Origin of the sequence: Streptomyces sp. NPDC058308 (assembly GCF_042880275.1) — a bacterium.
GTDB lineage: Bacteria > Actinomycetota > Actinomycetes > Streptomycetales > Streptomycetaceae > Streptomyces.
Map to the genome: position 1 here is coordinate 1 of NZ_JBHVZA010000029.1, position 13,777 is coordinate 13,777.

Here is a 13,777-nt window from a genome sequence, read left to right on the forward strand (position 1 = left end):
GAGCAAATGCTCCGGCCCCCTCCTTATGGACTTATGGCCTTATGGACTCTTACGGACTCATACACGTACGGACTCACACACGGCAGATGGGCCCACCGATCTCTGATGGGCCCATCGATGTCACCGGTTTTCGAGGCTCCGCCGACGTCTACGCCGACGTCTACCAATAGTGCTTGCGGCCGCCCACGGAGTGTCCGACTGCTCCGAGCACCCAAAGGACCGCACCGATGATGACGAGTGCGATGCCAATGGTCCAGAGGATAGAGATACCTGCCAGCATGCCGATGACGAGCAAGATGATGCCGAGTGCGATCATGGATCCTCCGACCCTCAGAACTATTTTTCAGTGTACGCCTGTCGGGTGAAAACGACCGGCGAGTGAATGCTGCCGCCTTGCCGGGGTGAAACCGCCGGGGTGGCGGGATCAGTGGCCCGATCCGCCGTAATAACCGCCGAGCTGGTCGCGGTAGGCGGGGTCGCCCAGATGCTTTTCCTTGTCGAACTCGGGTGCGTTCTTGATCTGTTCCTTGGTGAGCGAGACCAGGATTCGCCGGTCGTCATGGTCGATGACCGTGACGGTGCTGGCGGGCAGCAGAACCTCCTTGCCGAAGATCCAGACACCGGTGTCGACGACGAGGTACTGGTTGGCGACTTCGTCGGAGTGCTTGTCGACCTTGCCGATGTGACCATCCGAGGCTTCCACCTTGTAGCCGGTCAGATCGGCGTCCGGACCGTGACCGGCCGTCGGAACGTAGTTCCACATTTCATTGCTCACGCAGGACTCCCCAATCGACATCTGCAACACAAGTCTTTGAATACCAGGGGAGGCGACGTATTGATCGTCCGCTCCCGCTGTTCGGGTGTCCTGTCGGAGCGAGGCCAAACAAAGAGAAGTCGAAATTCTTTGCGGGCGGTGGTGCGAAGGCCAGGAAACGCCCGTACCGCCGGACCATGATCGGTCCGGCGGTACGCCGTCAGCTTCCAGCTGAACTCCTGGGGCGAGCCGACATCGGTGGCCTGCCAACCCTTGCTGTCGTACTGATTGTCGGGACTGTCAACCCTTCAATTGATGTTCGTGGGGCGGCAGTTGCGTCCGGGCCCACTCGCGGGCCAGCTCGGTGAAGGCCCGCGCGGCGGCGCTCCGGTAACCGCTTTCACGGTGCAGCAGGGTGACCGTACGGGCCGGCAGCGCGGGGGTGAGCGGGACGGTGTGCAGGTCGGGGCGGTCGTGGGCGAGGGCGTCGGGCAGGACCGTGGCCAGCGGGGTGTGCCGGACGATCTCGGTGAGGGCGTTGATCGAGGTGGCCTCCACGGTGACGTCCGGCCGCACCCTGTGCCGACTCAGGTGGGCGTCGATGTGCACGCGGGTGGCGAAGTCGCTGCTGAGCAGGGCGAGTCGGAGCCGCGCCAGCTCGTCGAGCGGCAGGGGAGTGGTGCGCCCCGCCTGCGGATGACGGTCGCCCACCACGAGGCTGAGCGTCTCGGTGAACAGATCCGTGGCGGCCAGTCCCGGCAGGTGCGGACCGTGGAAGGCGATGCCGAGGTCGAGCTCGTCGGCAAGCAGCTCGGGCTCGATGCGTTCCTGCGGAAGTTCCTTCAGGCGCAGAGTGATCCCGGGGTGGCGGGAGTGCAGCAGCGCGGTGAGCGGCCCGACCAGATAGGCGGTGAACGTCGGTGTCACGGCGAGCCGCAGCGTGCCGCGCGACAGATCGGTCACGTCGTGCACGGCACGCTCGGCGGCGGCCAGGTCCTGCAGGGCGCGCCGCGCGTACGGCAGATAGGCGGCCCCGGCGTCGGTGAGCCGCACCGCGCGCCCGCCTCGGTCCAGGAGGGCGACGCCGATCGCCCGTTCGAGCTGGCGGATCTGCTGGGACAGTGTCGGCTGGGAGATGTGCAGCTCCTCGGCCGCCCGCGTGAAGTTGCCGTGCTCGGCGACGGCGAGCAGATAGCGCAGATGACGCAATTCAGGGGCCATCACACAACTATAGATGCCATCGATAGCAATCATGGAAACCAAGTCTTGGACTCTATAGGCGCACGTCCTGCACGGTGGAACTCGTCAGCCGCACGAGGCGGAGATCCTCCTCCGGCCCACGGCGTTCGCCGCCCCTTCCGGGCTCCGGCGCTCCCGTGCCGGCTGACCCTCTGTCGAAGGGAGTGACCATGCGAGACCTCGCGGCGGGAGTACGGAGCTTCCAGCAGGAAGTCTTCCCGGCCAAGGCCGAACTGTTCGCGGGCCTGGCCGCCCGCCACGCACCGGACACGCTGTTCATCAGCTGTTCCGACGCCCGGGTCGTACCCGAACTGATCACCCAGCGCGAGCCGGGTGAACTGTTCGTCGTCCGCACCGCCGGCAATCTCGTACCGGCCCACATGCCGTACGCCGACGGTACGGCCGCGAGCATCGAGTACGCGGTGGCCGTCCTCGGCGTCACCGACATCGTGGTGTGCGGCCATTCGTCCTGCGGCGCGATGACGGCCCTCGCCGAGGGCCACGACCTGAGCGGCGCGCCCGCCGTGGCCGGCTGGTTGCGCCACGCGGACGCGGCTATGACCGGCGTGCCCGGCTCCGCGACCGGCGCGGCACGCGTGGCCGCCCTGGTGCGGGAGAACGTCCTCGCCCAGCTGACCCGCCTGACCACCCACCCCGCGGTGGCCGGAGCCCTGTCCCGCGGCGCGCTGACGCTGCACGGCTGGGTCTACGACATCGCCACCGGCGCCGTCGAGAACCTCACCGGCGCCGTCGAGAACTTCACCCCGGCCGCCCGTCCGGCGGCCTGAACCCTCCCGGAACCCTCTCCGAAAGGACACCACTCCATGATCCACGCCCAGTTCGACCCCGCCGCACGCCAGAACCTCGCCGTCCGCGCCGTCGAGGCCAAGGTCCGCGAGGACCTGTCCTGGCAGCAGATCGCCGACGCGGCGGGCCTCTCCGTCGCCTTCGTCACCGCGGCCGTCCTCGGCCAGCACGCGCTGCCCGCGCCCGCCGCGCGGGCCGTCGCCGAACTGCTCGGCCTGGACGAGGACGCCGCGACACTGCTGCAGACGATCCCGACCCGCGGCTCGATCCCCGGTGGCATACCGACCGACCCGACGATCTACCGCTTCTACGAGATGCTCCAGGTCTATGGCACCACGCTGAAGGCCCTGGTCCACGAGGAGTTCGGCGACGGCATCATCAGCGCGATCAACTTCAGGCTCGACGTGCGGAAGGTCGCCGACCCCGAGGGCGGCGAGCGCGCGGTGATCACCCTGGATGGCAAGTACCTGCCCACCAAGCCGTTCTGACCCGGCGGACGGCCGCGCGCCGTCCGGTTGGCCCCGTCGCCGCACGGCGTCGGGGCCAACCGCCTCTCAAAACGAGGCAGATCAAGGAAGTCCGAACACGGCCGGTTCGCGACCCATTGACATCGGGCGGGCCCGCGGTGAAGCTCCAAGACGCCCGTGGTAACGCTAACAACGGGCTGAGGCACACCTGAGGGAGCCATCCATGTCAGGTAGTCGTCACCTCCCGAGGCCGGGTGGTCTTCCTCCCTCGATGGACCGCCGCACCCTGCTCCTCGCCACCGCGGCCACCGCGGCCGGCGCACTCGCCACGGCCTGCGGCTCCGCCGGTGGACTCCCCGCGGGCGAGGTCGCCGTGCTCGGCGACAGCACCGCCTGGGAGAAGCCCATGACGGCCGCGGGGGCGGCCATGAAGTCCGTGGCGTCGCTGCGCCTCGTGCCCGAGGTCAACCCCTCCCTGGAGTCGTTCGAGCAGATCGTGCGGTCCTCGCTGCGGACCGACAAGACGCCGGACATGCTCAAGTACTGGTCGGGCTACCGGCTGCGGGACCTGGCCCGTACCGGCGGCATCGTGGACCTGACGCCCCAGTGGGACGACGCCGTCGCCAAGGGCTGGGTGGAACCCTCGCTGCGGGACGCGTTCACCCACCGCCGGCGGGTGTACGGACTGCCGATGAACCTCGCGTACTGGGTGATGTTCTACAACCCCGAGGTGTTCCGCGAGTACGACATCAGGACCCCGCGGACCTGGGACGGATTCCTCGCGGCCTGCGCGCGCCTGAAGAAGGCGGGCATCACGCCGCTGCACGGCACCGCCGCCGACCGCTGGCCCTCCTTCATCTGGTTCCAGGAGGTCCTCAGCCGTCAGGACCCCCGCTTCTACCAGGACTTGATGAACGGCCGCGATCGGTACACCGACCCGCGTGCCGAACGCGCGCTGCGCACCATCGCCTCCTTCTTCGACAAGGACTGGTTCACCCCCATGGACCTGAGCCACACCGACGCGGCCGCCGCCCTGGTGGCCGGCGAGGTCGGCCTGGTCGCCTGCGGCACCTGGCTCGGCTCGACACTGGCAGGAGCGGGCGGGAAACCGGGTGGGAACGTGGGCGCCTTCGTGCTGCCCATGGCCGACCCGAAGGCCCGCCCCAGCGTCGTCTTCGAGTCCAGCGCCCTCGTCGCCACCGTCAAGGGCGCCGACCACGACGAGGCCGTCGAAGCCACCGGCTCCTGGCTCCACCCCGCGGTCATGCGGGCCTTCTCGGGCGCACTCCAGGACGGCTGCCCCAACCCGAAGGTCAAGGCCGCCAACCCCGTCATCGCGGGCCTCACCGAGCAGGTGCGCGGCGACAAGCTGTGGCTGCTCAACCGCTTCTGGGAACAGGGCCCGCCCGAACTGGTCGAGGCGACCGTCGACGACCTCGCCGGATTCCTGCTGAACCCGTCCTCGTACCGAAAGACGCTGCGCACCATGCAGGACCGCGCCGACGACGCCTGGCGAGTGTGGCGGGAGGCGGAGAAGACATGACCGGGACCACGTCGACCGCGCACGGCGGCGCCGAGGCGGTGCGCGTGCGCCGCCGGGTGCCCACGCGCACCCCGCACCAGGCCGTGAAGGCGGGCGGCGGCAGACTCGGCGGCCCCCTCGCCGCCCTGCCCTGGGCACTGCCCGCCTTCACCCTCGTCGGCGTCCTCCTCGTCTACCCCTTCTTCCGCAGCGTCTACGGCAGCTTCTTCGAGGACAACGGCTTCACCAGCAGCTTCACCGGGTTCGACAACTACACGCGCCTCGCCGACGACCCGATCTTCGGCCGGTCGCTGCTCAACACCCTGATGTGGGTGGCCGGCACGCTGCTCCTGCCCGTACTCGCCGGACTCCTCATCGCCGTCGCCACCCACAGCATGCGCTTCGGCGGGATCGCCCAGCTGATCATCGTCCTGCCGTACGCCATCTCGGGCGCCGCCACCGCCGTCCTGTGGAACTTCATGCTGACGTCCGACGGCGCCGTCAACCAGGTGCTGCGCGGCGTCGGACTGGACGGCTGGGCACACACCTGGCTCCTGGAGTGGCCGCAGAACACCCTCGCGATGATCGTCGCGAGCACCTGGCAGGCGACCGGCCTGAACGTCGTCCTCTTCGCGATCGGGCTGCGCGCCATTCCGAGCGAGACCGTCGAGGCCGCCGAACTGGACGGCGCGAGCGGCTGGCGCATGTTCCGGCACATCACCCTGCCCCAACTGCGCGCCGTGACCGTTGTCGTGGTCGGCATGGCCGTCGTGAACAGCCTCAAGGCGTTCGACATGATCTGGATCCTGACCAAGGGCGGGCCGTCCCGCTCCTCGGAGACCCTCGCGCTGAGCATGTACCGCGAGACGTTCCGGCTGTTCCACGTCGGGTACGGCTCGGCCATCGCGCTCGTCCTCTCGGTGATCGTCGTGGCCTCGTCCTGGATGTACCTGCGCCACCAGATGCCCGACACCGGCACGGCGAAGAGCTGAGGGGGGAGTCCCATGGGACGCGCGCTGCGCACCGTCTTCGTCACCGGGTGCGTGCTGCTCTGGCTGATTCCGCTGTACCTGCTGGTCGTCAATGCCCTCACCCCGGTGACCGAGTACGCGGGCAGACCCGACTGGTTCCTTCAGGGCTTCGACCTCGTGGACAACGTCGAGACCGCCTGGGACGTGGCGGGCATCGGCGACAGCTTCCAGGCCTCGCTCCTCTACGCCTGCGTATGCGCTGTGACCGCCGTCCTGGTGGCGGCCATGGCGGCGTTCGCTGTCGTCGTCCTGCCCATCCCGAAACCGGCGTTCTGGTTCTGGCTGATCTACTCCGGCACGCTCTTCCCGCTGCAGATGTTCCTCGCACCGCTCTTCGGCCTGTACGCGGACGCCGACCTGTACGACACCAGGATCGGCCTGATGCTCGTGTACGCGGCATGGGCGGTGCCGTTCGCGTTCTTCCTGATCCGCAATCAGATGACTGCCATGCCACCGGAGTTGACCGAGGCCGCGCTGATCGACGGGGCGTCCTTCCGCCGGATCTTCTGGCGCATCCACGTCCCCCTGATGAAGGAAGGGCTCGCGGCGGCCTTCATCTTCCAGTTCACCGCCGTCTGGAACGACCTGCTCCTCGGCATCACCCTCAGCCGCAGCCCCGACGTACAACCGGTCATGGCGGCCCTGAGCACCCTCAACAACGCCTACTCCTCGACGGGCCCGCCCGTCATCCTGGCCGGCGCGCTGATCGTGTCCGTGCCGACCCTCGTCCTCTTCCTGCTGTTCCGCGGCCTGTTCCTGCGCGGCATCACCGCGTCCGCCCGCTGACCCGACCATCCCCTTCCCCTTCCCCGGGAGCGATCCGCATGACGACACGGGCTCTGGTCCGCACCACCGACTGGGACAACGACCGGATACGGAAAAGCCTGCGCGCCGGCGTGGTCAGCGCCGAGGGGGTCCTGGCGGACGGAGCCGTCCTGCGGCTCACCGAGGAACCCCTCCTGCGCCACGCCGATGACGGCGCACTCCTGCAGTCGCTGCGCGTCGAACCCGTCAACGGCACCGCACTGCCGGCGGAGTTGAGCGTGCGGACGGAATCCGGCGCGGCCCTGCGCTGCGAGCGGATCGCCGGCCCCGGCCGTTCCGCGCGGCTCCTGCTGCCCGCCGTCGGCGCCGCGACCCGCGTCACCGTCGGCCTCCCGGACGGACGGGACGGCATCGGCGTACGGCTCACCCCGCAGCGCCGCTGGACCCTGCACCTCATCCACCACTCCCACCTCGACATCGGCTACACCGACCCGCAGGGCCGGGTCCTCGCCGAGCACCTGTCGTTCCTCGACTCCTGCCTCGAACTGACCCGCGCCACCGACGACTGGCCCGCCGAGTCCCGGTTCAGGTGGTGCGTGGAGTCGCTGTGGTCGTTCCAGCAGTGGGCGCGGGCCCGCCCCGCGGAACAGGTCGCCGAGTTCGTCCGCAGGGTCCACGAGGGCCGCATCGAACTGACCGCGCTTCCGTTCAACCTGCACACCGAGACCTGCTCCACCGACGAGTTGCACGAACTCCTGCGGGCCGCCCGCGCCGTGCGCGACGAGCATGGCGTCCACTTCACCTCCGCCATGCAGACCGACGTACCCGGCGCAGTCGTCGGACTCGTGGACGCCCTCGCCGCCGCGGGCGTCAAGTACCTCTCCGTCGCCCACAACTGGGCCGGGCGCTCCGTCCCCCACCTCGTCGGCGGCGAGAAACTGCCCCGCCTCTTCCGCTGGCGCGCGCCCAGCGGCAACAGCGTCCTGGTGTGGGTCACCGACACCCCGCACGGCCTCGCCTACATGGAGGGCCCGCTCCTGGGATTCGACACCCGGTACGCGGACGTCGACGACCTGCTGCCCGCCTACCTGACCTCCCTCGCCACACACCCCTACCCCTACCGGGGCGGCATCTTCGGCTGGTCCATGGACCACACGGAGGTCAAGCGCGAGCCCTACCCCTGGGACGTGCTCCACCTGCGCGTGCAGGGCAAGTTCGGCGACAACGCGCCCCCGCGCCGCATCATCGCCGACACCGTCCGCCGCTGGAACGACACCTGGGCCTTCCCCCGCCTGCGGCTCTCCCGCAACGAGGACTTCTTCACCGACGCCGAGGCCAGGCTCGGGGCCGGGATCCGCACCTTCGAGGGCGACTGGACCGACTGGTGGGTCGACGGGGTCGGGTCGGGGGCGCACCCGCTGTCCCTGGCCAGGACCGCCCAGTCCGTGGTCGCCGACGCCCAGACCATCGGCACGTTCGCCGCCCTCCTCGGCGCCACGGGGGCCGAGGACGACAGCAGGGACGCCGCCGGGGTCTACGAGGCGGTGTCGCTCTTCGACGAGCACACCTGGGGCGCCGGCGACCCGTGGACCCACGGCGACGAGGGCGGCCACTGTGGTGAGCACCAGTGGCACTGGAAGTACGGGCAGGCGATGCGCGCGCACGACGACGGCAACGCGCTCCTCGCCCGCGCGAGCGCCCGCCTCGGACAGCGGCTCGCCGCCTCACCCGACGCGGCGGCCACGTACCACGTCGTCAACACCTGCTCATGGCCGCGCACCGACGTCGTCCACGTCTTCCTGCCCGAGAGCGCCGTGCCGCTGGAGCAGCCGGTGACCGTGCACGACGCCCGCGACGGGCGTCAACTGCACTGCGAGGAACGGCCGCAGACCAACGACGACCACCGGGACGCGGGCCGGTTCCTGCTCGTCCGCGTCGACGACGTGCCCCCCACCGGATCGGTCCGCCTCGACATCGTCGCCGCGGCCGCCGCACCGCCCCCAGAGCCGGACGGCGCGAAGGCGAAGGCCGCCACTGGCTGGAACCCGACCGGCGGCACCGAACGCGAGGACCCCGGCGAGACAGCGGCCGAGGCGCTGGCCCGCCCCGCCCCGACCCATCTGGAGAACGACCACTTCGCCGTCCGCGTCGACCTCGCGCACGCCTGCGTCGCCTCGGTCATCGACAAGCGGACCGGCCGTGAGCTCGTCCGCGCGGACGCCGTCGTCGGCTTCAACGGCTACCTCCACGACAGCTACACCACCGCGGGCGGCTTCAACCACAACTCCAGCCGCACCACGGCGTCGGACCGCCTCGAACACCTCGGGGTCCGTGCGCTCGCCCCGCCCGCCGCGCTCATCGCCCGCCGCTCGACGGCCGTCGCCGAGTCCCTCACGTACGAGACCCGCCCGGCCGGCGCCCGGCGGCTGCGCACCACGCTCACCCTCCCGCACGGCGTGCCCCGGCTCGACATCGAGAACCACCTCGACAAGGACGCCGGTCTCGGCAAGGAGAGCGCCTACTTCGCCTTTCCCTTCGCCTTCGACGAGCCGGTCGTCCGGATGGAGGCCACGGGCGGCGTCACGGGCAGCGGACTGCCGGTGGTGCCGGGCTCCGCGCCGCACATGCGGGCGGTGCGGCGCTGGGTGACCCTGGCCGACGACGACCTGACGGTGGCCTGGTCCACGCAGGACGCGCCGCTCGTGCAGTTCGGCAACATCGCCCTGCCCTACGCCCCGTTCCCGAAGACACTGGACCACGACGAATCCGCCACCCTCTTCTCCTGGATCCACAACAATCTCTGGGACACCAACTTCCCCAGCGAGCAGGGCTTCGCATTCACCTACCGCTACAGCCTGGCCAGCGGATCCGGTGCGGGCGGCCTCGGGCCACGAACGGCCGCCGCCCGGAGCCGCCCGATGCGCGCCGTCCGGGCCAGAGGGAGCTCGGGCGGCGCGCCGGACCAGCATTGTTTCGCCGACCTGGACGATCCCCGCGTCCGGCTCGTCGGCGCCACCACCCCACGGCCCGGCCACACCCTGCTGCGCCTGCAGTCGTTCGCGGAGCAGCCCGTGACCTGCCGGGTCCGCGCCCACTTCCCGGTGACCGCCGCACACCACGCGGACTTCCTCGGCACCCCGGGCGCCCCACTCCCCTGTCCACACGGCGAAGTCGCCCTGGACATGCCCGTGCTCGGCACGGCCGCGGTGCTCTTCACGCGCCCGGCCGACGCCGCCGCGGGACCTGAAGCACCGCCCACACCTCCCTCCGTACGCCCCTGACCGCACATCCCTGAAAGCCGCACTGAGCGTTGTTCCCGTACGTGTTCCCGTACGTCCGCGCGAAGGAGAACGTGTGTACCGGCTCGACCCCCGTTACGCCCCCGAACCGGGAGCCGTCCTGGCCACCGGCTGGCGGGACGTCGCCGCGCAGCTGCCCCCGGGACCCGCCACCCTCGCCGTGGAAGGGCCCCCGACGGTGGACTGGGACGGTCTCGCCGCCCGGCTGACCGAGGAACTCTCCGCGTGCGGCACCACCGTGCGGACCCTCGACCTGCGCGCCCACCACGCCCCGCCCGCCACGGTGCGGCGCCGCACCGAATCCGCCGTGACGGCCGACGACCCGTACTACGCCAAGCTCGCCGAGACCCCACTGCGCGACTTCTTCGACGGCCTCCCCCGGCCGGAGCGGCCGAACGGCCACGAGCTGCTGCTCGTCCACGGACCCGGTGCCTCGTTCGTCCCGCACGACGTGCTCTGGTACGCCGACCTGCCCAAGCGCCACGCCGAGGCGGCCGTCGCCGCAGGGTCCGGCAGGAACCTCGGACTCCCGTACGAGGAGGCGCGGTTGAGGCGACTCTTCTACATCGACTGGCCCGTCCTCGACCGCCACCGCGACGCCCTCGTACCCAGGCTCGACGGTTGGCTCGACGTCCAGGACCGCGACCGGCCCACGTATATCGACGGCGCCGGACTGCGTGCCACCCTCGCGGGCCTCGCCCGGCGCCCCGTCCGGACCCGCCCCTACTTCAACTCCACGCCCTGGGGCGGACATTGGGCCCAGCGCCACCTGGGCTTCGACCCCGGCGCCCGCAACACCGCCCTCGGATACGAACTCATCGCCCCCGAGTCCGGTGTCCTCATCGGCGCCCACTCCGGCCAACAGGCCGAAATCCCCTTCGCGTTGCTGTGCGTCCTGCACCCGGGGGAGTTCCTCGGCCCCGAGGTGACCGCCCGCTTCGGCACCTCCTTCCCGATCCGCTTCGACTACCTGGACACCGTGGACGGCGGCAACCTCTCCGTGCACTGCCATCCCAGGGCGCGGTACATGAGGGAGCGGTTCGGCTGGCCCTACACCCAGCACGAGACGTACTACGTGACCCTCGCAGGCCCGTGCGCCCGCGTCTTCCTCGGCCTGCGCGAGGACGCCGACCCTGCTCTCTTCCGCAAGGAGGTCGAGGAGGCCGCACACGACGGGACCCCCATGGCCCCGGAGGACCACGTCCTGACCTTCCCCGCCGTACAGGGCCGCCTCTTCATGATCCCCGCGGGCACCCCGCACGCCTCCGGCGCCGGGAACGTCGTCCTGGAGATCAGCGCCACCCCCTACCTCTACTCCCTCCGCTTCTACGACTGGCTGCGCCCCGACGCCGACGGACGCCCCCGCCAACTCCCCTACGAACACGGCCTCGCCAACCTGGAGACCGAACGCCGCGGCGACGCCGTCGCCCGGGACCTCGTCCAGGAACCACGCACCCTGCGCGCCGGAGCGGGCTGGCGCGAGGAACTCCTGGGCGCGCTGGACGAGATGTTCTACGAAGTGCGGCGCTACGCCCTCGACCGGAACGCCGTGGCCGACGACGACACGGCGGGCCGCTTCCACGTCCTGAACGTCGTGGAGGGGGAGGCCGTCATGCTGCACACGGCGGCGGGGGAGCGGCACCTGCTCTCCCGGGCGGAGACCCTGACGGTGCCCGCGGCGGTCGGCCCCTACCGCCTTGCGGCCGTCGGCGAGAGCCCGGTCGCGGTCGTCAAGGCGCTGGTCCGCCCGGACCCGTCGACCGGCACCGGCACCGGCACGCCGGATCCTTCGGCGGACCCCGATCACCTCCGGGGCGGCACATGAGAGGCGCCCGCCCGAGACCCGTCCTCGAACTCGGCGGCACCCATGTGACCGCGGCCCTCGCCAACCCCGCCACCGCCACCGTGACCCGGCGCGTGCGGCGTCGGGTCCACGCCCGCTCCAGCGCCGAACACGTCCTGGGCGCACTCGTACGCTGCGCCGGAGAGCTGGACGCCCCGGCCGGACAGGTGTGGGGCGTCGCGGTCCCCGGCCCCTTCGACTACGACAAGGGCATCGCCCGCTTCGAGGGCGTCGGCAAGTTCGACGACCTGTACGGCATCGACGTGCGCGCGGTGCTCCTCGACGGGGTGTGGCCGCGCCCGGCGGACACCGTGTTCCTCAACGACGCACACGCCTTCCTGCTCGGCGAGTGGCGGGCCGGCGCCGCTCGCGGGCACCACCGCAGTGTGGGCATCACCCTCGGGACGGGCGTGGGTTCGGCCTTCCTCATCGACGGCGACGCACAGCACCGGGGGCCCGGCGTACCGTCCCAGGGCCGCATCGACCTCGTGCAGGCGAACGGCAGGCCCCTGGAGGACACAGTGTCGCGGCGGGCGATCCTGGCCCGCTACGGCGGCGAGCACGCGGCCCGGGGCCTCGACGTCAGCGAGGTCGCGGACCGGGCACGGGCGGGGGAGCGGTACGCGCGGCACGTCCTCGACGAGGCCTTCACGACCCTCGGCGCCGTGCTCGCCCCGCACCTGCGCGCCTTCGACGCGACCGTCCTCGTCGTCGGCGGCGCCATGGCCGACTCCTGGGACCTGCTCCGGCCCGCGCTGCGCGCCGGTCTGGGGGATACTCCCGTCACGCTGCGCCCCGCGGGGCTCGGCGGGAACGCGGCGCTCGTCGGCGCGGCGGCGCACGCGGCCGCCGTGCTCTGAGCCGACGCGCGCCCGGACCGGGCGCCGAACGGAACGGGCGCCGAACGGAACGGGCGCCGAACGGACCGGGCGCCGAACGGAACGGAAGGACATCCGCACCATGCCCGGACCGCACGACCACGGCGGCGGCAGGCCGCGGCGCGATCCCAGAAGCGGTCAGCCCACCCTGCGGGACGTCGCCGAACGCGCCGGGGTCAGTGCCATGACGGCGTCGCGGGTGCTGCGCGACGACCCACAGGTGCTGCCCGCCACCCGCGAGCGGGTCCGGGCCGCGGCCGCCGCCCTCGGCTACCGCCCCAACGAGGTCGCCCGCAGCCTCAGGCTGGGCCGCGGCACCGGACTCGTCGGGCTCGTCGTCACCAACCTCGCCAACCCCTTCTACTCACGTCTGGCCCTCGGCGTCGACTCCGTGGTCGCCCGGCACGGACTGAAGACGGTGATCGGCAATACCGGCCAGGACCCCGGCGCCGAACGGGAGCTGGTCGCCGATCTCCTGGCCCGCCGTGTCGACGGCATCATCGCTGTCCCGGCGGGCGCCGACCAGCGCCACCTCGCGGCGGCGGCGGCCGACGGTGTGCCGGTGGTCCTTGCCAGCCGTCCGCCCGAGGGGTTCGCGGCGGACTGCGTCCTGGTCGACGACTTCGGCGGCGCGCACGCCGCCACGGCCCGCCTCCTGGCACGCGGCCACCGCCGCATCGGCTTCCTCGGCTCACCGCCCGCCGTCTACACCGGCACGGAACGGCTGCGCGGATACGCGGCCGCCCTCGCCTCGGCGGGGCTCGCCGCCGACCCGGGCCTCGTACGCCAGGGCCAGACGGAACCGGAAGAGGCCACGCGCGCCGCGGCCGGACTCCTCGCGCTGCCCGACCCGCCGACCGCGCTGTTCTGCTCCAACAACCGGAACACGATAGGGGCGTTCCGTGCCCTGCGGGCCGCCGAGGGCGGCGCGGCCGTCGCCCTCGCGGGCTTCGACGACTTCGAGCTGGCCGACGCGCTCGGCCTGGCGCTCACGCTCGTCGCCTACGACAGCGACGAAGTCGGCCGCGCGGCGGGCCGCCTCCTCGCCGACCGGCTGCACGCCGGAGGGGGTGTGGGTGCGCCCGGCGAGCCCCGGCAGATCGTGGTGCCCACCAGCCTGGTGGAATACGGAGCTTGAGGCTCCGCCCGTACGTCGTGGGTCGGAGCGGTCG

The 13,777-nt window shown here is 71.4% G+C and carries 12 protein-coding genes; 9 read left to right on the plus strand and 3 right to left on the minus strand.

Annotated elements, in window-relative coordinates; translation table 11 throughout:
• Positions 1 to 160: 160 nt before the first annotated feature.
• From ACFVYL_RS30670 to cynR, 3 genes are all read right to left on the minus strand, one after another.
• A complete protein-coding gene (locus tag ACFVYL_RS30670) occupies positions 161 to 316 on the minus strand; it encodes a DUF6131 family protein (RefSeq protein ID WP_389721684.1) in 156 nt (51 codons plus the stop codon).
• A gap of 108 nt (positions 317 to 424) precedes the next feature.
• Positions 425 to 775, minus strand: coding sequence for a PRC-barrel domain-containing protein (locus tag ACFVYL_RS30675; protein WP_389721686.1), 351 nt, complete (start codon positions 773 to 775; stop codon positions 425 to 427).
• Between the two features lie 279 nt (positions 776 to 1,054).
• A complete protein-coding gene (gene cynR, locus ACFVYL_RS30680) occupies positions 1,055 to 1,975 on the minus strand; it encodes a transcriptional regulator CynR (RefSeq protein WP_389721688.1) in 921 nt (306 codons plus the stop codon).
• Positions 1,976 to 2,163: 188 nt separating this feature from the next.
• On the opposite strand from cynR, the gene ACFVYL_RS30685 reads away from it, so the two are divergent.
• From ACFVYL_RS30685 to ACFVYL_RS30725, 9 genes are all read left to right on the plus strand, one after another.
• Positions 2,164 to 2,781 carry a carbonic anhydrase gene (locus ACFVYL_RS30685; protein WP_389721690.1) on the plus strand — a complete coding sequence of 206 codons (618 nt, stop codon included), beginning with the start codon at positions 2,164 to 2,166 and terminating at the stop codon, positions 2,779 to 2,781.
• A 36-nt stretch (positions 2,782 to 2,817) separates the two neighbouring features.
• A complete protein-coding gene (gene cynS, locus ACFVYL_RS30690) occupies positions 2,818 to 3,288 on the plus strand; it encodes a cyanase (protein ID WP_389721691.1) in 471 nt (156 codons plus the stop codon).
• Between the two features lie 250 nt (positions 3,289 to 3,538).
• Positions 3,539 to 4,810: an ABC transporter substrate-binding protein gene (locus tag ACFVYL_RS30695; protein WP_389721693.1), complete on the plus strand. Its 1,272-nt coding sequence runs from the start codon at positions 3,539 to 3,541 to the stop codon at positions 4,808 to 4,810.
• Positions 4,807 to 5,781: a carbohydrate ABC transporter permease gene (locus ACFVYL_RS30700; RefSeq protein ID WP_389721695.1), complete on the plus strand. Its 975-nt coding sequence runs from the start codon at positions 4,807 to 4,809 to the stop codon at positions 5,779 to 5,781. The genes ACFVYL_RS30695 and ACFVYL_RS30700 overlap by 4 nt, the downstream gene beginning before the upstream one ends.
• A gap of 12 nt (positions 5,782 to 5,793) precedes the next feature.
• Entirely contained in the window at positions 5,794 to 6,606 is an 813-nt protein-coding gene (locus tag ACFVYL_RS30705; protein WP_389721697.1) for a carbohydrate ABC transporter permease, read from the plus strand.
• Between the two features lie 38 nt (positions 6,607 to 6,644).
• Entirely contained in the window at positions 6,645 to 9,866 is a 3,222-nt protein-coding gene (locus tag ACFVYL_RS30710; RefSeq protein WP_389721699.1) for an alpha-mannosidase, read from the plus strand.
• 73 nt (positions 9,867 to 9,939) lie between these two features.
• On the plus strand, positions 9,940 to 11,709 hold the full coding sequence (locus tag ACFVYL_RS30715) for a class I mannose-6-phosphate isomerase (protein ID WP_389721701.1): 1,770 nt from the start codon (positions 9,940 to 9,942) through the stop codon (positions 11,707 to 11,709).
• Positions 11,706 to 12,587, plus strand: coding sequence for an ROK family protein (locus tag ACFVYL_RS30720; protein ID WP_389721703.1), 882 nt, complete (start codon positions 11,706 to 11,708; stop codon positions 12,585 to 12,587). Before ACFVYL_RS30715 ends, ACFVYL_RS30720 begins: the two co-directional genes overlap by 4 nt.
• Positions 12,588 to 12,687: 100 nt before the next feature.
• On the plus strand, positions 12,688 to 13,743 hold the full coding sequence (locus ACFVYL_RS30725; protein WP_389721705.1) for a LacI family DNA-binding transcriptional regulator: 1,056 nt from the start codon (positions 12,688 to 12,690) through the stop codon (positions 13,741 to 13,743).
• Positions 13,744 to 13,777: the final 34 nt, after the last annotated feature.